Origin of the sequence: Bradyrhizobium sp. CSA207 (assembly GCF_029051685.1) — a bacterium.
Classification (GTDB): domain Bacteria; phylum Pseudomonadota; class Alphaproteobacteria; order Rhizobiales; family Xanthobacteraceae; genus Bradyrhizobium.
Window position 1 is genome coordinate 1 of the sequence record NZ_JAACFT010000063.1, and the last position, 23630, is coordinate 23630.

Here is a 23630-nt window from a genome sequence, read left to right on the forward strand (position 1 = left end):
CCGACTTGCCCTCAATATTGCTCGCGCTCATCCCGACACAAAAACCTCTTTGCGGGGCAAGCTCAAACGGGCCGCTTGGGACGACAGCTTCCTCGTCGACATGCTTCTGAACATGCGATAGCCCTGCCCTGGAGGGGGAGGGTCGATCGCGCGCAGCGCGAGCGGGGTGGGGTGACGGTCTCTCCGCGACCAACAGCGCCCGCGTGGAGAGATCACCCCACCCCGCTGCGCATTCCGCTTCGCTGCATGCCCAGCGACCCACGAGCGAGCTACGCTCGTCTCGGACCCCTCCAGGGGAGGGTAAGAGAGAAAATCGCGCCTCGAAGCCTACGACGGCTGCGGACCGTCATAGCCCTCGATGATGATGAGGTCGGCGACGGAGTGCGGTTGGCGCACCTTGATGTTGGCCTGGTATTCCGGCGAGTTGTAGCAGGCGATCGCGGTCTCGTAGTCCGGGAATTCGATCACGACATTGCGGGTGCGGCTCTGGCCCTCGACGGTGGTGAACTTGCCGGCGCGGACGACGAAGCGGCCACCCCATTTCTTGAAGATCGGACCATTTGCGACGGCGTAGGGCTTGTAGCCCTCGTCATCGCTCACGTCGACGCGTCCAATCCAGTAGCCTTTTGCCATGGTTGTTCTCCCTGTGTTGTTGATCTTTATTTGAATTTGAGCATGATCTGATCGGAAAACCGCTGCACACTTTTCCGGATCATGCTCCGAGCGCCTGCGCTATCTCGGCCTGGATGGCCTCGGCGACAGCCTTCGGGTCGGCAGCTTCCACCACCGGTCGCCCGACGACGAGATAGTCGGCGCCGGCCGCAATCGCACGGCCCGGTGTCATGATGCGCTTCTGGTCGCCGCTCGCCGCGCCCGCCGGACGGATGCCGGGCGTGACGAGGTTCATCTGATGGCCGACGACCTTGCGCAACGCGCCCACTTCCTCCGGCGAGCAGACCAGGCCGTCAACGCCGAGCACCTGCGCCTGCTGCGCACGCGCCTCGACCAGCTCGGAAACCCCGAGCCGATAGCCGGCCGCATGCAGATCATCATCGTTGTAGGAGGTCAGCACCGTGACGGCGAGGATCTTCAAGCTCGCATGGCCGCGGCCTTCGACGGCGCCCTTCATGGTTTGCGGATAGGCGTGCACGGTAAGAAAGGTCGCGCCCAGCTTGGCGACACTTTCGACGCCGCGCATCACCGTGTTGCCGATGTCATGCAGCTTGAGATCGGCAAACACCTTCTTGCCCTCGTCGGCGAGCTTGCCGATCAGCGGCAGGCCGCCTGCATAAGCGAGCTGATAGCCGATTTTGTAGAACGTGACGCTGTCGCCAAGCCGATCGATCATCGCCTCCGCAGCATCAAGGCTCGGCAGATCGAGTCCGACGATCAGGCGGTCTTTCGGGACGATTTCGGCTGGCGTCATGTCACCTCACATCATGCGTTGAGAAACGTCGATCAACTGCCGCACCATGGCCTTCAGCGCGTCGATATCGCCCTGGTTCTTGAGCCTGTCCATATCGTCATAGGCCTGGTCGGCAAAGGCGAGCGTGAGCTGGCTGGCAATCACATTGGCGTGGCAGGAGGTCAGGATCAGCCGCAACGCTTGCAGCGCGCGGGCGGCGCCGAGCCGGCTCTGCGAAGCGCCGGCGAGCGCGAAGACGCGGTTGCGGAACACCTCCCCGCGCGCCTCGTGCAGCTCATGCACGCGGCTGACCCAGTCGATCGCGTTCTTCAGCAGCGGCGGCACCGAAGCATTGTATTCGGGCGAGACGATCAACACCCCATGATGCGCGCCGATCATGCGCTTGAGATTGATGGCGTGCTTCGGCACACCGGATTTGGCCTGGAGATCGCCGTCATAGATCGGCAGCGGAAAATCGGCGAGCGAGATCCGGGTGATGTCGACGCCGGCCTGAACGAATTCATAGGCAGCGACCGCCGCCAGCTTCGCATTATGCGAGCCGGTGCGCAGCGAGCCGGGAATGATCAGGATCTTGGGGGCGGACATCCAATCCAATTGCGTTCGGCGAAACGAGCCCGCCGCGCAAAGAGGGAAGCCGGCGGAATTAGTCCTTGCGATACACCCAGACGCGGGCCGGCGGAAGGTTCATCCAGATCCGTTCCGAGGCTTCTGTGGACACGCCGGGCAGCGATTTCGGGATCGGCGGCACCACCGCATAGGTGAACTGCACGAAGGGCGCGCCGGGCGCCAGCGCCGTGAAAGCATCGCGAATGAGCCGCAGCCGCGTCAGCATCGGTTTGGTCACCAGCGGCAGGCCGGAGACCACGGCAGACGCCGGCGCGCTCAGCACGTTCCAGAGCGTGTCGCGCAGGCGATAGGCATCGCCCTGCACCACCTTGGCCTGCGGATAACGGTCGCGCAGCAGCGCGCAGAAGCCGGGATTGTACTCGACCAGGACAAGACGCTTCTGATCGACGCCGCGCTCGACCAGGGCCGAGGTGATGGCGCCGGTGCCGGGTCCGAGCTCGACGACCGGTGCGTCCGAATTGACGTCGACGTAGTGCGCCATGGTCCGGGCCAGGAGCTTACCCGACGGCATGACGGCGCCCATATGCAGGGGCTTTTCGATCCATGACCGGAGAAAACGCACTTCGTCGTCAAGACGAGGCTTCTTCAACGCACGCGCGGACGATGGCAATGGCATGTCAGGACCGGACGGGACCCCGCGTCACCGCGGCGTGTCAGAAAATGGTCATAAAGACGTATAGGCCGGAGGCGGTACGGTCAAGACGAGTCAACTCGCCCGATTACCGAAGAAATCCTTGACCTTGGCGAAGAACCCCTCGGATTCCGGCTGGGTGTTGCCGGAGGAGAGCTTTTCGAACTCGGCCAGCAATTCCTGCTGCTTCTTGGTGAGGTTTTGCGGGGTCTCGACCACGACCTGGACATACATGTCGCCCATCTGGCGCGAGCGCAGCACCGGCATACCCTTCGATGCGATGCGGAAGCGGCGGCTGGACTGGGTTCCGGCCGGCACCTTGACCTTGGCCTTGCCCTTGTCGATGGTCGGCACCTCGAATTCGCCGCCAAGTGCAGCCGTCACCATCGAGATCGGCACGCGGCAATGCAAATCGGCGCCGTCGCGCTGGAAGAACTGGTGCTGGGCGAGCGACAGGAAGATGTAGAGGTCGCCGGGCGGACCGCCGCGGACACCGGCCTCGCCTTCGCCGGCGAGCCTGATCCGGGTGCCGTCCTCGACTCCCGGGGGAATGTTGACCGACAGCGTCCGCTCGCGGGTGACCCGGCCCTGTCCCGAGCAGGACGGGCAGGCGTCCTCGATCATCTGGCCGCGGCCTTGGCAGCCGGGGCAGGTCCGCTCCAGCGTGAAGAAGCCCTGTGACTGCCGCACACGGCCGGCGCCGCCGCAGGTCGAGCAGGTCTTCGGCTTGGTGCCGGCCTTGGCGCCGATGCCCGAGCAGGCCTCGCAGGTGACCGAGACCGGAATCTCGATCTGCGCGGTCTTGCCGCCGAAGGCTTCCTCGAGCGTGATTTCCATGTTGTAGCGCAGGTCGGCGCCGCGCTCGCGGCCACCGCGGCCGCGCTGTCCGGCCATGCCGAACAGGTCTTCGAAAATGTCGGAAAAGGAAGACGCAAAGCCCGCGCCGAATCCGGCGCCCCCGCCAGGACCGCCCTGCTCGAAGGCGGCATGGCCATAGCGGTCGTAGGCGGCGCGCTTGTCCCTGTCCTTGAGAACCTCGTAGGCCTCGTTGATTTCCTTGAAGCGGATTTCGCTGGTGTCATCCCCAGGATTGCGGTCGGGGTGAAACTTCATCGCAAGCTTGCGGAACGACGACTTCAGCTTGGATTCGTCGGCGTCGCGGTCGACTTCGAGAGTCTCGTAGTAGCAGCGCTTGGTGGACGTGGACATGTTGAACTCGGTCTATCCAATCGCGATTCAAGTCGGAGCGAAACAACCTCGCCACGCGACGATATAAGTGCCCCTCCGCCTTGCGGCAGAGGGCAGCACGGCGGCGTTCAGGATAACGGCTGGAAATTGATCGATGGTAACGGCGCGGTGCCCCGCCCGGCCCGACACGAAAGCCTCCCCCTTGAAGGGGGAGGCCGAAGCTGCGTGTGGGGTGCAATCCGTCCGCATCATCACCCCCTGAGGGCTTATGCAGACTTCTTGTTGTTCTTGTCGTCGTCGACTTCGGTGAACTCCGCGTCGACCACGTCGTCCTTGGCCGCGTCCTTTTTGGCGTCGGCCTCGGCCTGCTGCTTGTACATCGCTTCGCCGAGCTTCATCGAAGCCTGGGCCAGCGTGTTGGTCTTGGCCTTGATTGCCTCGGCGTCGTCGCCCTTCAGCGCTTCCTTGAGGTCGCTGACGGCATCCTCGATGGCGCGGCGCTCGGTCTCAGCCACCTTCGAACCGTGCTCGGCCAGCGCCTTTTCGGTCGAGTGCACCAGCGCGTCGGCATGGTTCTTGGCGTCGACTGCCTCGCGGCGCTTCTTGTCGGCCGCGGCGTTGGCTTCGGCCTCCTTGACCATCTTGTCGATGTCGGCTTCCGTCAGGCCGCCGGAGGCCTGGATGCGGATCTGCTGCTCCTTGCCGGTCGCCTTGTCCCTCGCCGAGACGTTGACGATGCCGTTGGCGTCGATGTCGAAGGTCACCTCGATCTGCGGCATGCCGCGCGGGGCCGGCGGAATGCCCATCAGGTCGAACTGGCCGAGCATCTTGTTGTCGGCCGCCATTTCACGCTCGCCCTGGAAGACGCGGATGGTGACCGCGTTCTGGCTGTCCTCGGCGGTCGAGAACACCTGGCTCTTCTTGGTCGGGATCGTGGTGTTGCGGTCGATGATGCGGGTGAACACGCCGCCTAGCGTCTCGATGCCCAGCGACAGCGGGGTCACGTCGAGCAGCAGCACGTCCTTGACGTCGCCCTGGAGCACGCCGGCCTGGATCGCGGCGCCGATCGCCACGACTTCGTCCGGGTTGACGCCCTTGTGCGGCTCCTTGCCGAACAGCTGCTTCACGACTTCCTGGACCTTCGGCATGCGGGACATGCCGCCGACCAGCACCACTTCGCCGATCTCACCGGCGGTGACGCCGGCATCCTTCAGCGCCTTGCGGCAGGGCTCGACAGTCTTCTGGATGAGGTCGTCGACCAACGCTTCGAACTTGGCGCGGGTGAGCTTCATCGTCAGATGCTTCGGCCCGGTCTGGTCCGCGGTGATGAAGGGCAGGTTGATCTCGGTCTGCGTCGTCGACGACAGCTCGATCTTGGCCTTTTCAGCGGCCTCTTTCAGGCGCTGCAAAGCGAGCTTGTCGTTGCGCAGGTTGATGCCCTGCTCCTTCTGGAACTCGTCGGCGAGGTAGCCGACCAGGCGCATGTCGAAATCTTCGCCGCCGAGGAAGGTGTCGCCGTTGGTCGACTTCACCTCGAACACGCCGTCGCCGATTTCGAGAATGGAGATATCGAACGTGCCGCCGCCGAGGTCGTACACGGCGATCGTGCCGGCCTTGGTCTTGTCCAGACCATAGGCGAGTGCAGCCGCGGTCGGCTCGTTGATGATGCGCAGCACTTCAAGGCCCGCGATCTTGCCGGCGTCCTTGGTCGCCTGGCGCTGGGCGTCGTTGAAGTAGGCGGGAACAGTGATGACGGCTTGGTCGACCTTCTGGCCGAGATGCGCTTCCGCGGTCTCCTTCATCTTCTGCAAGATGAACGCCGAGACCTGCGAGGGCGAGTAGGTCTGGCCATCGGCCTCGACCCAGGCGTCGCCGTTGGAAGCCTTCACGATCTTGTACGGAACGAGCTTCTTGTCCTTCTCGACCATCGGGTCGTCGTAGCGGCGGCCGATGAGGCGCTTCACTGCGAAGAAGGTGCGCTCGGGATTGGTGACGGCCTGGCGCTTGGCCGGCTGGCCGACGAGGCGCTCACCGTCGTCCGTGACGGCGACGATCGAAGGCGTCGTGCGCATACCTTCGGAATTCTCGATGACTTTGGCATTCTTGCCATCCATCACGGCGACGCACGAATTCGTGGTGCCGAGGTCGATCCCAATGACCTTTCCCATGGTCCTGATATCCTTGTTTTTGCGGCAGGCTGGCTGGGCCCAGAAGGCACCCGAACCGAAACCCCCTAAGATCAAACATCCGCGATATTGCGATGGTTGACGCTCATATAGGAGGGGGGGAGGGCCCCGCAAGGACCGAACGCAAGTTTCGGCCGTGAAAACATTGGGTTTTGGAAGATCATATCCGGGCTGAACCGCCCTTGCAGGTGAGGAAATATTAACAGGTTCAGGCCTCGGCCAGTACCCGCCAGGCTGATCTGCCCGCCCTGTTGCGGCAAGGCCAAACCCGCTAAAAGGCGGGCGCCCGGACGGCCTCGTCGAGGCTGCTTCGCGCGACAAAGCGGCCCGATGGCCGACCATCGAACGGCCCCAATGTGAACCAACTAGAATGCCCATGAAGCTGATCCGCCCCCTCTCCGCGCTCGCCCTCCTCGTCGCCACGGCACTTCCGGCTTTTGCGGCCGACCCTGAATTTCCGCCGGGGCTGCGCCTCGGCATGGTGCCGCTGATCGGCCTCAACGCGGCCAAAACCTTTCCGGGATTCGAGAGCGAGGACGGCAGTGTCAAGGTGCTGATCACCGAGCTGCCGCCGGACGCCTATGGCGAGGTCGCCAATGCCTTCAAGGCCAACCCGGCCGGCGCCGGCGGCGTCAAGCCGGACAAGGTCGAGACCCCCGCGGGCCTTGCCTATTTCACCACCGAGATCGGCAAGGCCGGCGATGCACTGGTGAAGCGTTATTCGATGATCGTGCAGGGCACCGGCTTCTCCGGCTATGTCGCGGTCCAGATTCCGGAGAACGCCACCAAGATCTATACCGACGAAGCGGTGCGGCAGATGTTCGCGAGCGCCGCAACGCGCAAGGAGGTACCGGTCGAGGAGCAGCTTTCGCGGATGCCGTTCAAGGTCACCGATCTGGCCGACTTCAAGAACGTGCGCACGCTGGCGCCGGGCACCAGCATCATCCTGGCCGACGGCGACGAGAGCACCGGCTTCGAGCCAAAACCGTTCATCATCCTCGGCCTGATCGGCGCGACGCCGCAACAGGCCGAGGACCGCGCCCGCTTCGCTCAGGAGGCGGCGCTCCAGATCCCCGGCGTGCGGGAATCGCGCGTCACCATGTCCGAGCCGATCCGCATCAACGGCCAACAGGGGTTTGAAACCCGGATCGACGGCGTCAGCGGCAAGGACAAGACCGCGGTAACGGTGGTGCAGTGGATCCGCTTCAGCAGCGGCGGCGCCTCGCTGCGTATTGTCGCCAGCGCCCCGCGCGACCAGTGGCCCAACGCCTTCAACCGCTTCCGCGCCGTGCGCGACGGCATCCAGCCCAAGGGCTAGCTAGCGACGACAAGCGAGATGCGCTCCCTCCCCCGCCTGCGGTGGAGGGCCGGGGAGAGGGTTTCACCGCAAGCGAGAGCCCCTCGTTGGAGAGAGCCCTCACCCAGCGCTTCGCCGTAGCCGGCTGCATTTTCGGGCTTCTGTTCGCACACGAGCGGAACTAGGCTCCTCCCTCGTTGGGTTCATCCTGGAGGGAGGCGAACGATGCTGGATCGGCGACAAGTTTTGGCAGCGCAAGTTTTGGCACTTGGGACGACGGCACTCGCGGCTCTCACTCCAACCGCACTCTTTGCAGCCGCATCGATCAAGCCGGACGATGCATCCGCGCTGATCGTGATCGACGTGCAAAACTGCTTCCTGCCCGGAGGCAGCCTCGCGGTGAAGGAAGGCGAGCAGGTGGTGCCGGTCATCAACAAGATGGCCAAGGCGTTCACGAACGTCGTCATGACGCAGGACTGGCACACCCCCGGCCACATCTCTTTTGCCTCGGTGCATGCCGGCAAGAAGCCGTTCGAGACCGTCGAGCTGCCCTATGGCAAGCAGGTGCTGTGGCCCGACCATTGCGTGCAGGGCACCGACGGCGCCGCGCTGTCAAAGGACCTTTCGATCCCGCAGGCCGAGCTCGTCATCCGCAAGGGCTTCCACAAGGACGTCGACAGCTACTCGGCCTTCCTCGAGGCCGACGGCAAGACCTCGACCGGCCTCGCCGGCTATCTGAAGGCGCGCAAGATCAAGCGCGTGTTCGTTGCGGGGCTGGCGACGGATTTCTGCGTCGCCTGGACCGCGCTCGACGCGCGCAAGGCCGGCTTCGAGGTCTATGTGGTGGAAGACGCCTGCCGCGGCATCGACACCCAGGGCTCGCTGACAAAAGCCTGGGCCGACATGGCCAAGGCCGGGGTGAAGCGGATTCAGTCCGCGGATATCGCGGTGAGCGTGTAAGCGACGCGAAAACTGCCAGCCCCTCCTCCGTGAGGAGCGCGCTTCGTCGCGCGCGTCTCGAAGGATGGAGGCCCCCGCTGTTACATCTTGGCCGTCATGGTTCGAGACGCCGCGCAAGGGCGCGGCTCCTCACCATGAGGGTCGGAGAGCTAATTGGCCGCGCTGTTCGGCTCGTTGGTGTTGGCAGCAGGCGCGGCCTTCACGCCGCCCTTGGCGACACCGACCAATGCCGGGCGCAGCACGCGCTCGCCGATGGTGTAGCCGGCCTGCATGACCTGCACCACGGTGCCCGACGGCACCGACGCATCAGGCACTTCGAACATCGCCTGCTGGAAGTTCGGGTCGAACTTCTGGCCCGAGGGGTCGAACTTCTTCACGCCGTGCTTTTCCAGCGCGTTGAGCAGCGAGCGCTCAGTAAGCTCGACGCCCTCGATCAGCGAGGTCAGGCCGGGATCGGCAGCGGCACGTGCCTCGGCCGGAACGGCGTCCAGCGCGCGCTGGAGATTGTCGGCGATGTCGAGCACGTCGCGGGCAAAGCCGGTGATGCCGTAGAGGCGGGCGTCGGCGACTTCCTTGGTGGTGCGCTTGCGCAGGTTCTCCATCTCGGCCAGCGTCCGCAGCATGCGGTCGCGTGCCTCGGAGGCCTCCTTCTGCAACAGCTCGACCGAGCCGGGCTCGGGATCGTCGGGCATCACATAGGGCTTCGACACCACGGGCTCGCCGGTCGCTGCGGCCGTGTCTTCGGGTTGCCGGTCTCGATCGGTCATCGGCTCTCTTCTCAAAGGTCTCAGGGAGTTTTCCTGCCCGGATATCGTGCTTCGGACGGCGAAAATCAAGCGCCCGTGATCGGCCAGGCCCGGGTCAGCCACCCAGCAGGCGACTGACGATGCGGGCGGCGTAGTCCACGGTCGGGATCACACGGGCATAATTCAGCCGCGTCGGCCCGATCACGCCCAAAACGCCAACGATACGGCCCTCGGCATCCCGATAGGGCGAGATGATGGTGGAGGAGCCGGACAGCGAGAACAGCTTGTTCTCCGAGCCGATGAAGATCCGCACGCCCTCCGCGGTCTCGGCACGGCCGAGCAGGTCGATGACGCCGCGCTTGGTCTCGAGGTCGTCGAACAGCAGGCGCACCCGCTCCAGATCCTCCAGCGCATGCAGATCTTCGAGCAGATTGGCATGGCCGCGGACGATGAGCTGACGGTCTTCGTTTTCGCCGCCGGACCAGCTGGCGATGCCAGCGGAGATCACTTTCTGTGTCAACTGATCCAGCTCAGTTCGCGCCTCTCCGAGCGCGGTCTCGAGCTCCAGCCGCGCCTCGGCCAGGGTCCGGCCCCGGATTCGTGCATTGAGGAAATTGCCGGCTTCGGTCAGCGCCGAGGATGGAACTCCCGGCGGCAGCGTCAGCACGCGGTTTTCGACCTGGCCGTCCTCGCCGACCAGGATCACCAATGCCTTTTCCGGTTCCAGGCGGACGAATTCGATGTGTTTCAGCCGCGCATTGGATTTCGGGGTCAGCACCACGGCGGCGGCCCGGGTCAGGCCGGAGAGCCGCGTCAACGCCTCCTCCAGCGCCGCTTCGACCGATTGCGCATGGCCCACCGAGGTCAATTGGCTCTGGATCGCCTGGCGTTCGGCGTCGTTGAGATCGCCGACCTGCATCAGGGCGTCGACGAAGAAGCGCAGGCCGAGTTCCGTCGGGAGCCGGCCGGCGGAGGTGTGCGGCGCGTAGATCAGGCCGAGTTGTTCCAGATCGGCCATGACATTACGAACCGAGGCCGGCGACAGCGGCATGGCGATCAGGCGCGAGATATTGCGCGAGCCGACCGGCTCGCCGGTTGCGAGATAACTTTCGACAATTTGACGAAAGATATCGCGGGATCGCTCGTTGAGCTGGGCGAGGCCTGCGCGCGGCGCGATCAGATGGATCGGATCGTGATGGGCCACAGACGGCAACTCCTCTCAGATGCTTGTAATTTGGCTATCCGGGAGGTTCCTGACAAGCGCGGTTTTGCGATTGGCTGGGGACCGAAAAGGCAGAACGTCCCCCTTGCCGCCTACCCTCACCCCCCCTACAAGCACCGCGAATAGCCCTTTCCCGAGAGTCTTGGAGGATCTCCCATGCGGCCAAGCCGCCGTGCGCCCGACGAATTGCGTCCCGTGACGCTTGAGCGCGGCGTGGTCAAATATGCGGAAGGCTCGTGCCTGGTGAAGTTCGGCGACACCCATGTGCTGGTCACCGCCACGCTGGAAGAGCGGCTGCCGCCCTGGCTGAAGGGCCAGGGCCGCGGCTGGGTCACCGCCGAATACGGCATGCTGCCGCGCGCCACGCTGGAACGCACCCGCCGCGAGGCCTCCGCCGGAAAGCAGAGCGGCCGCACCGTGGAAATCCAGCGCCTGATCGGCCGCTCGCTCCGCACCATCGTCAATCTCGAAGCGCTCGGCGAGCGCCAGATCACGGTCGATTGCGACGTGATCCAGGCCGACGGCGGCACGCGCACGGCATCGATCACCGGCGCCTGGGTCGCGCTCGCCGATTGCATCAACTGGATGAAGACGCGAAACATGATCAAGGCCAACGTGATGCGCGACAACGTCGCCGCGATCTCCTGCGGCATCTACAACGGCACGCCGGTGCTCGATCTCGACTATGCCGAGGATTCGGAAGCCCAGACCGATGCCAATTTCGTCATGACCGGCGATGGCCGCATCATCGAAGTGCAGGGCACCGCGGAGCGCGAGCCGTTCACGCAGGACGAGTTCCTGGCGCTGATGGCGCTGGCCCAGAAGGGCATTGCGCGTCTGGTGGACTTGCAGAAGCTGGCTGTGGCGTAGTCAATAGGCCATGCACCGCCGAATCACAGGCCGACTCGTGATCGCGACCCACAATCCCGGCAAGCTCGCCGAGATGAAGGAGCTGCTCGCGCCTTACGGCATCGAGGCGGTGTCGGCCGGTGAGCTCGGCTTGGGCGAGCCGGACGAGGCCGGCAACGATTTCCGCAGCAACGCCGCGATCAAGGCGATTGCGGCGGCGCAAGCGACCAAGCTTCCCTCTTTCGCCGATGATTCCGGTATCGTGGTCGATGCGCTCGACGGCGCGCCCGGCATCTACAGCGCGCGCTGGGCAGGCCCTTCCAAGGATTTCACCGCGGCGATGACGCGTATCGAACGCCTGTTGCAGGAGCGCGGTGCGACCACGCCCGACAAGCGCAAGGCGCATTTCGTCTCCGCACTCTGCGTCGCCTGGCCCGACGATCATTGCGAACAGGTCGAGGCGCGCGTCGATGGCACCCTGGTCTGGCCGCCGCGCGGAACCGCCGGCTTCGGTTACGATCCGATGTTCCTGCCCGACGGCCACACCCGCACCTTCGGTGAGATGGCCAGCATCGAGAAGCACGGCCTGCCGCCGCTTGGTCTTGGTCTGTCGCACCGCGCCCGCGCCTTCGTGAAACTGGCGGAGATCTGCCTTGAGCCGCGCTAAGGAAGCCTTCGGCGTCTACGTGCACTGGCCCTTCTGCCTATCGAAGTGCCCCTATTGCGATTTCAACAGCCATGTCCGCCACGCCGCGATCGACGAGGCACGCTTTGCCAGCGCCTTCGCCCGCGAGATCGCGGCGACGGCCGAGCGCGCGCCCGGCCGCCAAGTGACGTCGATCTTCCTCGGCGGCGGCACGCCGTCGCTGATGCAGCCCGCAACCGTCGGCGCGGTGCTCGATGCCATCGGCAAGCATTGGCCCATCGCCAATGACGTCGAAGTGACGCTGGAGGCGAACCCGACCAGCGTCGAAGCCACGCGCTTTGCCGGCTATCGCGCAGCCGGCGTCAACCGCGTCTCGCTCGGCGTGCAGGCACTCGACGACGCTTCGCTGAAAGCGCTGGGACGTTTGCATAGCGCGCGCGAGGCGCTGGATGCGGTCGCGATCGCGCGCCGCTCGTTCGACCGCTATTCGTTCGATCTGATCTATGCCCGTCCCGACCAGACGCCTGCGATGTGGGCCGACGAACTGCGGCACGCGATCGACGAAGCGGCCGAGCATCTGTCGCTTTATCAATTGACGATCGAGGAAGGCACGCCGTTCTTCGGCCTGCACCAGGCCGGAAAATTGAAGACGCCGGACGAAGCGGTCGCGCGCGCGCTCTACGACGTCACGCAGGAGACCTGCGACAAGCTCGGGCTGCCCGCCTACGAGATTTCCAATCATGCGCGGCGCGGCGCCGAGTGCCGGCACAATCTGGTCTATTGGCGCGGCGACGAATATGCCGGCATCGGCCCGGGCGCGCATGGTCGCCTCGATATCGATGGCATCCGCCACGCGACCGCCACCGAGAAACGCCCCGAAGCCTGGCTGATGCGGGTCGCAAGCAACGGCCACGGCCTCGTCACCGACGATCTCCTCAACAGCGAGGAGCGCGCCGACGAATTTTTGCTGATGGGACTGCGGCTGGCAGAAGGCATCGACCCCGACCGCTACACCGCTCTCTCCGGCCGTCCGCTCGATCCCAAACGCATCGCGCTGCTGCGCGAGGAAGGCGCGATCACGGTGGATGCGTCGGGCCGGCTGCGCGTGACCAGCAGCGGATTTCCGGTGCTCGATGCGGTGGTCGCAGATCTGGCGGCGTAAGGTCTCTCTCCATCGTCGTCCCGGACAAGCGCAGCTCTTGACAACGCGTAGCGTTGTCCTGAGCGGAGCGCCGATCCGGGACGACAGCAGGGCTGTGGCTACGCCCCAAAACTCTTCGGCGAGCCCGCGACCGCGACGCCGCCGCCGGTGGTCACCTTCATCACGGCCAGCCCGCGCTCGTTGGTGCCATCGGCGCGGAACCGGAACAGGCCGTCGATGCCGGCAAAGCCGGAGGGATTGGTAAGCACGTCAGAGGAGAAGCGCGTGGTGCCTTGCGTGCGCGCGAGCGCAGCGACCAGGGCAACCGCGTCATAGGCGAGCGTTGCGGTGCGGATCGGTTCGGCGCCGTATTTGGTGCGGTAGCGGCCGGAGAAGGCGCGGAAGCCGGCCGGATCCGGCGCGGCATAGAGGCCGCCTTGCAAGCTCGAGCTGGCATAGACGCGCGGATTGTCCCACAGGCCGGTGCCGAGCAACTGGATGTTGCGCAAATTCGCGCCCGCCGCAGTCATCGCATCCGCCACCGCAACGACGGCATCGCCGTCATCGGCAATGAACAGCGCGTCCGCGCTGCCGAGCTGCTGCGCCACGGTCCGCGCCGGCGCGGCGCGATCGGCGCCGTATTTCTCGAACGCGACAATGCGTCCGCCACGCCGCGGCACCGCGGCCTTCACCGCCGCCTCGACCACATTGCCATAGGCATTGTCAGGCACGAGCACGGCGACAGAACGTTTTCCGACGCTGGCGGAATATTCGACGATGCGGTTGACGTCGGACTCCGGCAGGAAGCTGAGCAGATAGACGCCGCGGCCGGCGATGGAGGAGTCGGTCGAGAACGCCATCACCGGGATGCCGCGCGTGCGCGCGACCTGCGCCACCGCCGGCACCGACTGCGCGAACAATGGCCCCAGAATGATTTCGGCGCCTTCGTCGACCGCCTGCTGCGCGCCCGCCTGTGCGCCTTGCGGGCTGCCGTTGTCGTCCTTGATCAGCAGCTGGATGTTGGGATTCTGGAACTCGGCCAGCGCCATCTCGGCAGCGTTGCGCATGGATTGCGCGGCAAGGCCGGCGTTACCCGCGGCCGAGAGCGGCAGGATCACGGCGACCTTCACCCCGCCAGTGCCGGCGGTCGAGGCCTGTTGCGGCGGCCCCGCCGGCTGGGCCGGGGGCGAGGAGCTGCTGAAGGGATTGGAGAACTGGCTGAGGCTTTGCTGCACGCCGGCGCAGGCCGACAGCAGGGGTGCGCCGAGCAGCAGGCCAAGCGCGCTCCGCCGGGTCGCCCCCGACAATCGGGGCCCCGGAGAGGAAGGCTCCTCCGAAGAGGGGGATCTGGGATAACGCGGGCCCACCATGGCAACTCTTCTTCCGACCGGCCGAGTCCGGCCGGCACACAACCCTTCCGCGACAGAAGCCGCGGATTCAGGCATATTGTCGGCAAATAGTTAACCAAAACAAAAGGATAATGACCGCTTAATGCGGCCGCATCTCAAGTCCTGGCTAGCTGTTCGCCGTCACTCACCCAGCATCAAGGCGGCGTTTCCGCCGCGAATATGGCGCCGGCACCCCACTCCCTCTCGAATGTGATGCCGGATGGATCACATTCCCGTCCTTCCTCGCCCGAGACTGGTATCTTGGGCTGGCATCTTGGCCAGTACCCCGGCTCTCTACCCCGCCTCGGTCCGATCTTTTTCGGAGGACCGGTTCCCAGCCCTCCGGATCATGCCTAAGTTCATTTCATTATGCGCGCAAAGCCGGCCCCGATAAATACACCTGAGAATACGGAAGCCGTCTCGCGCGGTTTCTCCATCGATGCCCATCGGCTGGCGGCGCCCAAGGCTGCGCCGGGACTGCATCTGGTCGCCACCCCCATCGGCAATCTCGGCGACATCACGCTGCGCGCGCTGCAGACGCTCGCCGGCGTCGACATCATCGCCTGCGAGGACACCCGCATCACGCGGCGCCTCACCGAGCGCTACGACATCTCAGCGCAGCTCAAGCCCTATCACGAGCACAATGCCGAGGCCGCGCGTCCGAAAATCCTGGAGTGGCTTGCGCAAGGCGGCTCGGTCGCGCTGGTGTCGGACGCCGGCACGCCGCTGATCTCCGATCCCGGCTACAAGCTGGTGCGTGAGGTCTGCGCGGCCGGCCATGCCGTCTACGCGCTGCCGGGCCCGTCCTCGGTGCTGGCGGCGCTGTCGGTTGCGGCGCTGCCGACCGACCGCTTCTTCTTCGAAGGCTTTCTACCGTCAAAATCGGCCGCGCGCCGGACGCGTCTTGCCGAGCTTGCCCGCATCGATGCGACGCTGGTGATGTTCGAGTCCGGCAACCGCGTGCAGGACACGCTTGCCGAGCTCGCCGGGATCATGGGGACCCGCGAAGCCGCGATCTGCCGCGAGCTGACCAAGCTCCATGAGGAAATTTCGCGCGCGCCGCTGAACGAGCTGGCGCGCGAGGCGGACACGCTGGAGACGCGCGGCGAGTTCGTGCTGGTGATCGCTCCGCCCGCAGCCGACGCCGAGGTGATGACCGCGGACGCGCTCGATGACCTGCTGCGAGGGCAGCTTGCCAGCCAAACCGTCAAGGATGCCGTGGCCCATGCGGTCGAGCTATCCGGGCGGCCGCGCCGCGAGATCTATGCCCGCGCGCTCGAGCTGGCGAAGGATTTGCGGAGCGGCGATGGCGAAGACTGACGGCGCCACGCCGGCGGAACCAAAGATCGCCTCGCCCGAACGCGTCGCCGCGTTCCGCACCGGCATCTCGGCCGAGAGCCGCGCCGCTGCCTTTCTCATGGCCAAGGGCTACCGCATCCTCGCAAAACGCTACCGCACGCCGCATGGCGAGATCGACATCGTGGCGCGCCGGCGCAATCTTATCGCCTTCGTCGAGGTCAAAGCCCGCGCGACGCTGGATGATGCCGCCTTCGCCGTGACGCCGCGCCAGCAGCAGCGCATCATCGACGCTGCGCAGGGGTGGCTTGCCGCGCATCCCGAGCATGCGGAATTTGAATTGCGTTTCGATGCCATGCTGATTGCGCCGCGGTCGCTTCCGCGCCATCTGTTGGCGGCATTCGACGCCTCGACCTGAAAGGCAGACCATGAAACTGAACGTCGCCGTCCAGATGGACCCCATCGCCCGCATCAACATCAAGGGCGATTCCACCTTTGCGCTGCTTTTGGAGGCGCAGAAGCGCGGTCACGGCCTGTCCTATTACACGCCCGACAAGCTGTCGATGGTCGGCGAGGAATTGGTCGCGCCGGTCCAGCTCCTGACCGTGCGCGACGAGCCCGGTGATCACTTCACCCTGGGCGAGCCCCGGCGCGAGGCACTGAACGGCTTTGACGTGGTGCTGCTGCGCCAGGATCCGCCGTTCGATCTCGCCTACATCACCTCGACGCATTTCCTGGAGCGCATCCACCCGAAGACGCTGGTGGTGAACGATCCGGCGTCGGTACGCAACGCACCGGAAAAACTGTTCGTGATGAACTTTCCGCAGCTGATGCCGCCGACGCTGATCTCGCGCGATCTCGACGAGATCAACGCCTTCCGCGAGCAACACGGTGCCGTGGTGATGAAGCCACTGCACGGCCATGGCGGCGCGGCGGTGTTCCGCGTGATGCCGCAGGACATGAATTTCGGCTCGCTGTTCGACATGTTCTCGGTCACCTTCAAGGAGGCCTGGGTGATCCAGCAGTTCATCCCCGAGGTGAAGCACGGCGACAAACGCATCATCCTGGTCGACGGCGAGTTCGCCGGCGCCGTCAACCGCGTGCCGGCTGCGGACGATCTCCGCTCCAACATGGTGCGCGGCGGCGCCGCGCAGGAAACCGAGCTCACCCCGCGAGAGCGCGAGATCTGCGCCACGGTCGGCCCGGCGCTGCGCGAGCGCGGCCTGTTGTTCGTCGGCCTCGACGTCATCAACGGCAGCCTCACCGAGATCAACGTAACCTCGCCCACCGGCATCCGCGCCATCGCGCGGCTCGGCGGGCCGGACGTCGCGGCCAAGGTCTGGAACGCGATCGAGCAGAAGCGAGCGAAGTAGGGCCGACTTGTAGCCGGATGGAGCGCAGCGAAATCCGGGATCTCACAACTTGCTCCAGCGGCCCCGGATTGCGCTACGCTCCATCCGGGCTACGCACCTATGATGTGGCGCGTCGCTTCCATCTCTCTGCATGACGACGCCATTCCAGACGTCGCACGTCACTAACCACCCATTCACCATGACGCTCCGCGCCTCGAGCGCCTGTCGCCTTACGTGAATCTACGGGGCCGCGGCCGGCCGAATAACGCGGCATTCACCATCCGGCCAGAACTCCCTCCGTGAGCGGCCATCACATTCGGCCTCGCAACACCCCTTATACTTTTACTCCCTACTCATCGATGCGGGGGACCCGCCAGGTGCGGTTCGTGTGCCCCGCGTAAGAGTAGAGGCGTATGAATACCGCACGCATTGTCGTTCTCGTCATCGCGCTTGGCGCCGGCGGCGTCGCTGCGTATCTGGCGAGCGGCTATGACAACAAGCCGGCTCCCGCCGCACCCGTCGCCGAGAAGCTGCCGACGGTCGAGGTTCTCGTCGCCAAGACCGACATCGGGCTCGGCCAATATGTGAAGGCCGAAGACCTGCAATGGCAGGTCTGGCCGGCGGCGACCGCCAGCAGCGCTTTCATCCGCCGCGACAGCCGGCCGGAGGCGCAGGTCCAGATCGCAGGCTCGATCGCGCGCGTGCCGTTGATGCAGGGTGAGCCGATCCGCGAGCAGAAGCTGGTGAAGGCAGAGGGCTCCGGCTTCATGGCCGCAATCCTGCCGACCGGCATGCGGGCCGTCTCCACCGAAATTTCAGCCGAGACCGGCGCCGGCGGCTTCATCCTGCCGAACGACCGCGTCGACATCGTCCTGACCCGCCGCTTGAAGAATCCCGAGGGCAACAGCGGCCCGGCCGGCGGCAACGATCTCATCGTGTCGGAGGCCATCCTGAACAATATTCGCGTGCTCGCGATCGACCAGGCGCCGAAGGAAAGGGACGGCCAGACGGCCGTGCTCGGCAAGACCGTCACGCTCGAGCTCAGGCCCGATCAGGTCGCCGTGCTCGCGGCCGCGCGCCAGGGCGGCACGCTGCAGCTCGCATTGCGCAGCATCGTCGATTCCAAGGCGTCGGACGAGGCTCCCGAAGACCAGGCGGTCAAGCGGCCCGGCGGCGTCAACGTGATCCGCTACGGCGTGCAGGCGCGGCAACTAACGTCACAGAAGTGATGGGGACACCCAAAATGAGACATGGGGACGATCGAACGGCGCTGCGCATTCGGGGGAATGGCGCACGCACATTCTGGGCAGGGGTCATGCTGATGCTCGGGCTGGTCGCAGCGACCGACCGGGTCGGCGCTGCGGATGCGCCGGTCGGCGACCAGGCGCCGCTGCAGGCGGCGGATCTCGGCGTGGCACCGGTCGCGAGCATCGCGCCGGCGAGGACGCGTTTCCTGTCGCTCGGCGTCGGCAAGTCGGTCGTCATCGACCTGCCGCGCGAGGTCAAGGACGTGCTGGTGGCCGACCCCAAGATCGCAAATGCGGTGATCCGCTCGGCGCAGCGCGCCTATATCATCGGCGGCCAGGTCGGCCAGACCAACGTGGTGTTCTTCACCGCCGACGGCCAGCAGGTTGCCTCCTACGACATCGCGGTGAAGCGCGACCTCAACGGCATGCGAACCGCGTTGCGCCAGTCGCTGCCGGGCGTGCAGATCGAAGGCATCGGCGACAGCGTGATGCTGACCGGCTCGGTGTCGAGCCCGGTCGAGGCCCAGCAGGCCGGCGAAGTCGCGGCGAAGCTCGTCGGCGGCGCGGACAAGGTCGTCAACAACATCGTCGTGCGCGGCCGCGACCAGGTAATGCTCAAGGTCGTCGTCGGCGAGGTGCGCCGCGACATCGTCAAGCAGCTGGGCGTCGATCTCAGCGCCAGCCTGAACGCCGGCACTGCGGTGGTGAATTTCAACAATTCCAATCCCTTCGCGGTCAGTGGCGGGCCGATCGTCAGCAACAATGGGCTTGGCATTACGGGGCTCGCCAAGGGCGTCGCCACGGTCAACGCCACGATGCGCGCGATGGAAAGCGCGGGCGTGATGCGGACGCTCGCCGAGCCGAGCCTGACGGCGATCTCGGGCGAGTCCGCGACCTTCATCGCCGGCGGCGAATTCCCGATCCCGGGAGGCTACGCCTGCGATCCGACCACCCACGTCTGTACCACCCAGATCACCTACAAGAAGTTCGGCATCTCGCTGAACTTCACGCCGGTCGTGCTGAGTGAAGGCCGGATCAGCCTGCGGGTGATGACCGAGGTCTCGGAGCTGTCGAACCAGAGCGCCATCACGGTGACGCAGGCGCTGTCCTCGACCTCGAGCAACTCCATCACCATCCCCTCGATCCAGACCCGCCGCGCCGAGACGACGCTGGAAATTCCCTCCGGCGGCTCGATGGCGATGGCCGGCCTGATCCAGCAGCAGACCAAGCAGGCGATCAACGGCCTGCCCGGCGTCGATCAGGTGCCGATCATCGGCGCGCTATTCCGAAGCCAGGACTTCGTCAACAACGAGACCGAGCTGATGGTGATCGTGTCGCCCTATGTGGTGCGCGCGGTTGCCCAGAAGGAATTGTCGCGGCCCGACGACGGGTTTGCGCCGGCCTCGGATGCACAGACGGCGCTGCTCGGCCGCATGAACCGCCTCTATGGCATCGCGCGCCGCGCCGATCCCATCAACGGCGCCGAGAGCGATTTCGGCTTCATCATCGACTGAGACGAACGACGGCCTTGGGGAACGGGGCAATCAACGGGGCAAGAGGGGGATGAAGCGATGACGAAGACTTTGGCCGATCGACGTCGCAACCTGCGCGCCGCGCTGGCGCTGACGGGGCTCTCCGTCATGCTCGGCGCCTGCAACACCACCGGCGAGATCGTCACCCAGACGGTGCCGACCGATTATCGCCAGCGCCACCCGATCGCGGTGCAGGAAGCCAAGCGCTCGATCGTGATCTTCGTCGGCAAGGCCCGCGGCGGCCTTTCGGCGGCGCAGCACTCGGACGTCTCCGGCATCGCCCGGGACTGGGTGCGCGAAGGCACCGGCTCCGTGGTCGTCGACGTCCCCGTCGACACCGCGAATTCGCGCGCCGCGGCGGCGACCTATCACGAAATCCGCTCCGTGCTCGCATCCGGCGGCGTGCCGGCGCGCGCCATCGTCCAGCATCCCTATCGTCCCGAGGATCCCGGGCTGCTGCCCACCATCCGGCTGAGCTATTCGAAGATCGCGGCGGTCGCCGGTCCCTGCGGGCTGTGGCCGGAAGACGTCGGACCGTCGATCCTCGACCCCGGCTACAACGAGAACCGGCCGTATTTCAATCTGGGCTGCGCCAGCCAGCGCAATCTCGCGGCCATGATCGACAATCCCGCCGACCTCGAGCAGCCGCGCGCGGAGACGCCAGCCTATACGGCACGGCGCGACATCGCGTTCGAGCGCTACCGCAAGGGCACAACGACCACGACCACCTATCCCGAGTCTGACAAGGCCAAACTCAGCGACACCGGCAAATGACAAGCGTCGACGACGAAGAAGCGGACGATCCGCAGCACCCCGAGGAACACATTGCGCCGGTTCCCCGGATCTCGGTGCAGGCCTTTTGCGAGACCGAGCAGACGCTCGCCGCGGTGACCGCGGCAGGGCAGGACCGCCGGCTTGCCAAGGCGCATCTCACCGCGAAGGACGGCGGCCTCGCCGCGGCGATCGAAGTCTATGAAACGATGCCGACGCCGAACGTGATCGTCATCGAATCCGACGGCACCCGGGACATCCTCGAAGGCCTCGACGACCTCGCCGGCGTCTGCGATCCCGGCACCCGCGTGGTCGTGATCGGCAATCCCAACGATACGGCCCCCTATCGCGAGCTGGTCCGCCGCGGGGTCAACGACTACGTGGTCGGGCCGGTCGAGACCATCGACGTGGTGCGCTCGATCTGCAGCCTGTTCTCGGCGTCCGAAGCCATCATCACCGGCCGCGTCATCGCGGTGGTCGGCGCCAAGGGCGGCGTCGGTGCCTCCACCGTCGCGCACAATGTCGCCTGGACCATCGCGCGCGACCTCGCGCTCGATTCCGTCGTGATCGATCTCGACCTCGCCTTCGGCACCGCGAGCCTCGACTTCAACCAGGATCCGGTGCAGGGCATCGCCAACGCGGTGCTGTCGCAGGACCGGCCGGACACCGCGCTGATGGAGCGCCTGCTCGCCAAATGCACCGAGCGCCTCAGCCTCTTGGCGGCGCCCGCGACGCTCGACCGCGTCTACGATTTCGGCGCCGAGGCATTCGACGCGGTGTTCGACACGCTGCGCATGACCACGCCGTGCATCGTGCTCGACGTTCCCCATCAATGGTCGGCTTGGACCCGGCGCGCGCTGGTCAATGCCGACGACATCGTGATCGTGGCGGAGCCGGATCTGGCGAATTTGCGCAACACCAAGAACATGCTGAGCGTGCTGAAGGCGGCGCGGCCGAACGACCGGCCGCCGCTCTACTGCATCAACCAGGTCGGCATGCACAAGCGGGCGGAGATCGAGGTCAAGGCCTTCGTCAAGACCATGGAAAGCCAGCCGATCGCGGTGATCCCGTTCGATTCGAAACTGTTCTCCGCCGCGGCCAACAACGGCCAGATGATCGCGGAGGTCTCGAAGAGCCACCGCATCACTGCGCTGTTCCAGAACATGGCGAACCGCCTCGCCGGACGCGGCGAGGTGAAGAAGCCGAAGCGCTCGCTGTTCGGACCGCTCTTGAAGAAGCTGAAGGGCAGGACGGGACGCGGACCCGCCCCGCATCGCAAGGCCTCGTAGACGCAACAGCGGTGCTCTCTCGGTTCCCTCCCCCTTGTGGGCAGGGCTATCGCATATGGATTTCATGCGGATTGTCCGCGGGCTTGCTCCGCCTCTCCCGCTTGCGGGAGAGGCCGACGCGCTCGCAGAGCGCGGCGGGTGAGGGCTCTCGCCGCGCAGGGATGTCCTCCGCAATCCTCAACAATCCCGACGCGGAGACACCCCCACCCAGCCCTCTCCCGCAAGCGGGAGAGGGAGCTCAGAGCCGATGTCGCCGCATCGTGCACCCATATGCGATTGCTCTGCCGCTTGCGGGGCGAGGTGAACAGCGGCGCCGGAAAATCAGCGCGTGACCCACCTCACATCGCGTCCCTCCCGTCGCGGCTAAATTCATCCGCATGTCATCAGGGAGACGTGCCATGGCCGCCATCGCCGCTGCAAGAAAGTCCCGCCTGCACAACGCGCTCGAAGGTCTTGCGCTGACCGCGACCCTCCAGAGCTTCCCGACCTTCGCCACTGCGGCAATGCTGCTAAAACTGTTCGGCAACCACGACCTCGTCGGCGACCCCGGCGTCGCCATCTTCGTCGCAATCGCCTCGCTCGCCCACGCGCTGCTCGCGGTGGCGTTCGGACCGAGTTTTCCAGGCTTCTTCAAGACCATCTACGAACCAAAATTCTTCGAGGCCCATCTGTCGCTCGCCGACAAGATCACCGCATGGCGCACCCAGCCGGTCGCCTCGCTCCAGCTCGTCACGATCGTGCTGCTGCTGTCGGTGATGGCGGTGGTGACGGCGAGCGTGGGGTGAGGGTCAGAAGCTATGCTTGAGGCCCGTCTGGGCGATCCAGGAGACCAAACTTCAGCCCCGGGCTTGGTTGCGTTCGCGACGAATCCCATCGGATTTGCTGTATTGTGTACGCGACCAAGAAGGGGTCTCGGCTAACACACGATCAAAAAGATCGTCGAAGCGATCCGTCAACTGTTCGATTTCGATAACAAGCTTCTCCACAGCCTTTAGATCGACGATCATAAAGTCGTGTCGCAGTTTGCGATCGGCAGTAGTCTCGACTCGATAAAGCTGGCGGTCTTGGCTGTTGAGCACGACCATATCGTGGATGAATCGATTTCGTTGCCTACCTAGGCCCTCTGCTTCAGACGACAGTGAATTAAATGCCTTGATGAGTTCTGAGCTCACGCCACGCAGCTCAAAGAGTGCGGCCAGACATCGAAAACGCGGACCAGGCCCGATCAATTGCGCGGTCACGCAAGTGCCCGCATAACGCTCGACATTCGCAAGCTCCCAGATTGAATCGTTAAGGACATATTCAAACCCCGCCCAATAGCGGGAGAGTTTTCCAAGGGCCAGATAAAGCGGTTCAAACTCCACGCTTTCATCAGGGGAAAAGTGAAAGGATATGGGCTCAGAATTCACGTCTGAGGCGGGATCGTTGGTCATGAGGCCCTCAAAAATAATAAAGATACACAAGCGAGACCATTGAGGCCAAAGCCGTTTGGCGCGTTGTCTCAGTCCACGACTATAAGTGGACGCACTCCGCTAGGGCAAAAATCTTAGAGTACTTCGACGTGGCGAGACTTACTCGAATGCCAGCCCTACCTCTTCTTCCACCCACCCCGGTGCCCCGGCATCCCGCCCGTCGATTTCGGCGCGGGCCCGAACTCCGGGCCTGACTGCCGCGAGTCCGTCGGCTGGATGATCCGGCTATCGCCGCCGAACGGTTTTGACGGCGGCGAGCGGTTCTCGCGGTAGGGCAGCGATTCCGGGCCGTGCATCTCGTCGAGATGCGGCTTGTGGACTTTGGAGCCGCCGCTGGCACCACCCGCGGGGCGCCCCTCACCCC

General features: G+C 65.2%; 24 protein-coding genes and 1 pseudogene. 14 read left to right on the forward strand and 11 right to left on the reverse strand.

The window, feature by feature from the left end; all coding sequences use genetic code 11:
• Positions 1–121 (forward strand): annotated as a pseudogene (locus GWG65_RS38405) (ISAs1 family transposase); the annotation flags it as partial.
• 206 nt (positions 122–327) lie between these two features.
• Here the strand turns inward: GWG65_RS38405 and GWG65_RS38410 are convergent.
• From GWG65_RS38410 to dnaK, 6 genes are all read right to left on the reverse strand, one after another.
• A complete protein-coding gene (locus GWG65_RS38410) occupies positions 328–633 on the reverse strand; it encodes a DUF1330 domain-containing protein (RefSeq protein ID WP_275200584.1) in 306 nt (101 codons plus the stop codon).
• A gap of 79 nt (positions 634–712) precedes the next feature.
• Entirely contained in the window at positions 713–1426 is a 714-nt protein-coding gene (gene pyrF / locus GWG65_RS38415; RefSeq protein WP_275200585.1) for an orotidine-5'-phosphate decarboxylase, read from the reverse strand.
• Between the two features lie 6 nt (positions 1427–1432).
• Entirely contained in the window at positions 1433–2011 is a 579-nt protein-coding gene (locus GWG65_RS38420) for an NAD(P)H-dependent oxidoreductase (protein ID WP_275200586.1), read from the reverse strand.
• Positions 2012–2069: 58 nt separating this feature from the next.
• Positions 2070–2669 (reverse strand): rRNA adenine N-6-methyltransferase family protein, encoded by a 600-nt coding sequence (locus GWG65_RS38425; RefSeq protein WP_007598495.1) that lies wholly within the window; start codon positions 2667–2669, stop codon positions 2070–2072.
• A gap of 90 nt (positions 2670–2759) precedes the next feature.
• On the reverse strand, positions 2760–3893 hold the full coding sequence (gene dnaJ, locus GWG65_RS38430) for a molecular chaperone DnaJ (RefSeq protein WP_275200587.1): 1134 nt from the start codon (positions 3891–3893) through the stop codon (positions 2760–2762).
• A 245-nt stretch (positions 3894–4138) separates the two neighbouring features.
• Positions 4139–6040: a molecular chaperone DnaK gene (gene dnaK, locus GWG65_RS38435; RefSeq protein WP_275200588.1), complete on the reverse strand. Its 1902-nt coding sequence runs from the start codon at positions 6038–6040 to the stop codon at positions 4139–4141.
• 394 nt (positions 6041–6434) lie between these two features.
• Here dnaK and GWG65_RS38440 point away from each other — a divergent pair, with 394 nt between their 5' ends.
• The gene (locus GWG65_RS38440) at positions 6435–7376 is read left to right on the forward strand and encodes a hypothetical protein (protein WP_275200589.1); all 942 of its coding nucleotides are present in this window, start codon (positions 6435–6437) and stop codon (positions 7374–7376) included.
• A gap of 204 nt (positions 7377–7580) precedes the next feature.
• Positions 7581–8315 carry a bifunctional nicotinamidase/pyrazinamidase gene (pncA, locus tag GWG65_RS38445; protein WP_275200590.1) on the forward strand — a complete coding sequence of 245 codons (735 nt, stop codon included), beginning with the start codon at positions 7581–7583 and terminating at the stop codon, positions 8313–8315.
• A gap of 149 nt (positions 8316–8464) precedes the next feature.
• On the opposite strand, the gene grpE is transcribed toward pncA, so the two are convergent.
• Together grpE and hrcA are read right to left on the reverse strand one after the other, a co-directional pair.
• Positions 8465–9082 (reverse strand): nucleotide exchange factor GrpE, encoded by a 618-nt coding sequence (gene grpE / locus GWG65_RS38450; RefSeq protein WP_275200591.1) that lies wholly within the window; start codon positions 9080–9082, stop codon positions 8465–8467.
• A gap of 94 nt (positions 9083–9176) precedes the next feature.
• The gene (gene hrcA, locus GWG65_RS38455; RefSeq protein WP_275200592.1) at positions 9177–10265 is read right to left on the reverse strand and encodes a heat-inducible transcriptional repressor HrcA; all 1089 of its coding nucleotides are present in this window, start codon (positions 10263–10265) and stop codon (positions 9177–9179) included.
• Positions 10266–10439: 174 nt separating this feature from the next.
• Here hrcA and rph point away from each other — a divergent pair, with 174 nt between their 5' ends.
• Genes rph through hemW form a run of 3 tightly spaced genes read left to right on the forward strand, consistent with a single transcriptional unit; the run spans position 10440 to position 12940 of the window.
• Entirely contained in the window at positions 10440–11153 is a 714-nt protein-coding gene (gene rph, locus GWG65_RS38460) for a ribonuclease PH (RefSeq protein ID WP_275200593.1), read from the forward strand.
• A 10-nt stretch (positions 11154–11163) separates the two neighbouring features.
• Positions 11164–11799, forward strand: a complete 636-nt coding sequence (gene rdgB / locus GWG65_RS38465) for an RdgB/HAM1 family non-canonical purine NTP pyrophosphatase (RefSeq protein WP_275200594.1) — start codon at positions 11164–11166, stop codon at positions 11797–11799.
• Entirely contained in the window at positions 11786–12940 is a 1155-nt protein-coding gene (gene hemW, locus GWG65_RS38470; protein ID WP_275200595.1) for a radical SAM family heme chaperone HemW, read from the forward strand. The genes rdgB and hemW overlap by 14 nt, the downstream gene beginning before the upstream one ends.
• A 98-nt stretch (positions 12941–13038) precedes the next feature.
• Here the strand turns inward: hemW and GWG65_RS38475 are convergent, their stop codons facing one another.
• Positions 13039–14289 (reverse strand): penicillin-binding protein activator, encoded by a 1251-nt coding sequence (locus tag GWG65_RS38475; RefSeq protein ID WP_275200596.1) that lies wholly within the window; start codon positions 14287–14289, stop codon positions 13039–13041.
• 387 nt (positions 14290–14676) lie between these two features.
• Here GWG65_RS38475 and rsmI point away from each other — a divergent pair, with 387 nt between their 5' ends.
• From rsmI to GWG65_RS38515, 8 genes are all read left to right on the forward strand, one after another.
• Positions 14677–15627 (forward strand): 16S rRNA (cytidine(1402)-2'-O)-methyltransferase, encoded by a 951-nt coding sequence (gene rsmI / locus GWG65_RS38480; RefSeq protein WP_275200597.1) that lies wholly within the window; start codon positions 14677–14679, stop codon positions 15625–15627.
• On the forward strand, positions 15614–16021 hold the full coding sequence (locus tag GWG65_RS38485; RefSeq protein ID WP_275200598.1) for a YraN family protein: 408 nt from the start codon (positions 15614–15616) through the stop codon (positions 16019–16021). Before rsmI ends, GWG65_RS38485 begins: the two co-directional genes overlap by 14 nt.
• A gap of 10 nt (positions 16022–16031) precedes the next feature.
• On the forward strand, positions 16032–16976 hold the full coding sequence (gene gshB / locus GWG65_RS38490; protein ID WP_275200599.1) for a glutathione synthase: 945 nt from the start codon (positions 16032–16034) through the stop codon (positions 16974–16976).
• A gap of 392 nt (positions 16977–17368) precedes the next feature.
• Positions 17369–18184 carry a Flp pilus assembly protein CpaB gene (gene cpaB, locus GWG65_RS38495; protein WP_275200600.1) on the forward strand — a complete coding sequence of 272 codons (816 nt, stop codon included), beginning with the start codon at positions 17369–17371 and terminating at the stop codon, positions 18182–18184.
• Positions 18185–18198: 14 nt separating this feature from the next.
• A complete protein-coding gene (locus GWG65_RS38500; protein WP_275200601.1) occupies positions 18199–19716 on the forward strand; it encodes a type II and III secretion system protein family protein in 1518 nt (505 codons plus the stop codon).
• Positions 19717–19773: 57 nt separating this feature from the next.
• Positions 19774–20508: a CpaD family pilus assembly protein gene (locus tag GWG65_RS38505; RefSeq protein ID WP_275200602.1), complete on the forward strand. Its 735-nt coding sequence runs from the start codon at positions 19774–19776 to the stop codon at positions 20506–20508.
• Positions 20505–21794, forward strand: coding sequence for an AAA family ATPase (locus tag GWG65_RS38510; RefSeq protein WP_275200603.1), 1290 nt, complete (start codon positions 20505–20507; stop codon positions 21792–21794). The genes GWG65_RS38505 and GWG65_RS38510 overlap by 4 nt, the downstream gene beginning before the upstream one ends.
• A gap of 398 nt (positions 21795–22192) precedes the next feature.
• Positions 22193–22579 carry a hypothetical protein gene (locus tag GWG65_RS38515; RefSeq protein ID WP_275200605.1) on the forward strand — a complete coding sequence of 129 codons (387 nt, stop codon included), beginning with the start codon at positions 22193–22195 and terminating at the stop codon, positions 22577–22579.
• A gap of 51 nt (positions 22580–22630) precedes the next feature.
• Here GWG65_RS38515 and GWG65_RS38520 read toward each other — a convergent pair whose 3' ends face one another.
• Together GWG65_RS38520 and GWG65_RS38525 are read right to left on the reverse strand one after the other, a co-directional pair.
• Positions 22631–23227: a hypothetical protein gene (locus GWG65_RS38520; protein WP_275200606.1), complete on the reverse strand. Its 597-nt coding sequence runs from the start codon at positions 23225–23227 to the stop codon at positions 22631–22633.
• 155 nt (positions 23228–23382) lie between these two features.
• A partial coding sequence (locus GWG65_RS38525) for a hypothetical protein (RefSeq protein WP_275200607.1) occupies positions 23383–23630 on the reverse strand: 248 nt, incomplete at its 5' end.

Bases quoted from the DNA above. Each gene is read 5' to 3' on its own strand.
- GWG65_RS38410 (WP_275200584.1), bottom strand. From the start codon at position 633: ATGGCAAAAGGCTACTGGATTGGACGCGTCGACGTGAGCGATGACGAG.
- pyrF (WP_275200585.1), bottom strand. From the start codon at position 1,426: ATGACGCCAGCCGAAATCGTCCCGAAAGACCGCCTGATCGTCGGACTC.
- GWG65_RS38420 (WP_275200586.1), bottom strand. From the start codon at position 2,011: ATGTCCGCCCCCAAGATCCTGATCATTCCCGGCTCGCTGCGCACCGGC.
- GWG65_RS38425 (WP_007598495.1), bottom strand. From the start codon at position 2,669: ATGCCATTGCCATCGTCCGCGCGTGCGTTGAAGAAGCCTCGTCTTGAC.
- dnaJ (WP_275200587.1), bottom strand. From the start codon at position 3,893: ATGTCCACGTCCACCAAGCGCTGCTACTACGAGACTCTCGAAGTCGAC.
- dnaK (WP_275200588.1), bottom strand. From the start codon at position 6,040: ATGGGAAAGGTCATTGGGATCGACCTCGGCACCACGAATTCGTGCGTC.
- GWG65_RS38440 (WP_275200589.1), top strand. From the start codon at position 6,435: ATGAAGCTGATCCGCCCCCTCTCCGCGCTCGCCCTCCTCGTCGCCACG.
- pncA (WP_275200590.1), top strand. From the start codon at position 7,581: ATGCTGGATCGGCGACAAGTTTTGGCAGCGCAAGTTTTGGCACTTGGG.
- grpE (WP_275200591.1), bottom strand. From the start codon at position 9,082: ATGACCGATCGAGACCGGCAACCCGAAGACACGGCCGCAGCGACCGGC.
- rph (WP_275200593.1), top strand. From the start codon at position 10,440: ATGCGGCCAAGCCGCCGTGCGCCCGACGAATTGCGTCCCGTGACGCTT.
- rdgB (WP_275200594.1), top strand. From the start codon at position 11,164: ATGCACCGCCGAATCACAGGCCGACTCGTGATCGCGACCCACAATCCC.
- GWG65_RS38475 (WP_275200596.1), bottom strand. From the start codon at position 14,289: ATGGTGGGCCCGCGTTATCCCAGATCCCCCTCTTCGGAGGAGCCTTCC.
- rsmI (WP_275200597.1), top strand. From the start codon at position 14,677: ATGCGCGCAAAGCCGGCCCCGATAAATACACCTGAGAATACGGAAGCC.
- GWG65_RS38485 (WP_275200598.1), top strand. From the start codon at position 15,614: ATGGCGAAGACTGACGGCGCCACGCCGGCGGAACCAAAGATCGCCTCG.
- gshB (WP_275200599.1), top strand. From the start codon at position 16,032: ATGAAACTGAACGTCGCCGTCCAGATGGACCCCATCGCCCGCATCAAC.
- cpaB (WP_275200600.1), top strand. From the start codon at position 17,369: ATGAATACCGCACGCATTGTCGTTCTCGTCATCGCGCTTGGCGCCGGC.
- GWG65_RS38500 (WP_275200601.1), top strand. From the start codon at position 18,199: ATGAGACATGGGGACGATCGAACGGCGCTGCGCATTCGGGGGAATGGC.
- GWG65_RS38505 (WP_275200602.1), top strand. From the start codon at position 19,774: ATGACGAAGACTTTGGCCGATCGACGTCGCAACCTGCGCGCCGCGCTG.
- GWG65_RS38510 (WP_275200603.1), top strand. From the start codon at position 20,505: ATGACAAGCGTCGACGACGAAGAAGCGGACGATCCGCAGCACCCCGAG.
- GWG65_RS38515 (WP_275200605.1), top strand. From the start codon at position 22,193: ATGGCCGCCATCGCCGCTGCAAGAAAGTCCCGCCTGCACAACGCGCTC.
- GWG65_RS38520 (WP_275200606.1), bottom strand. From the start codon at position 23,227: ATGACCAACGATCCCGCCTCAGACGTGAATTCTGAGCCCATATCCTTT.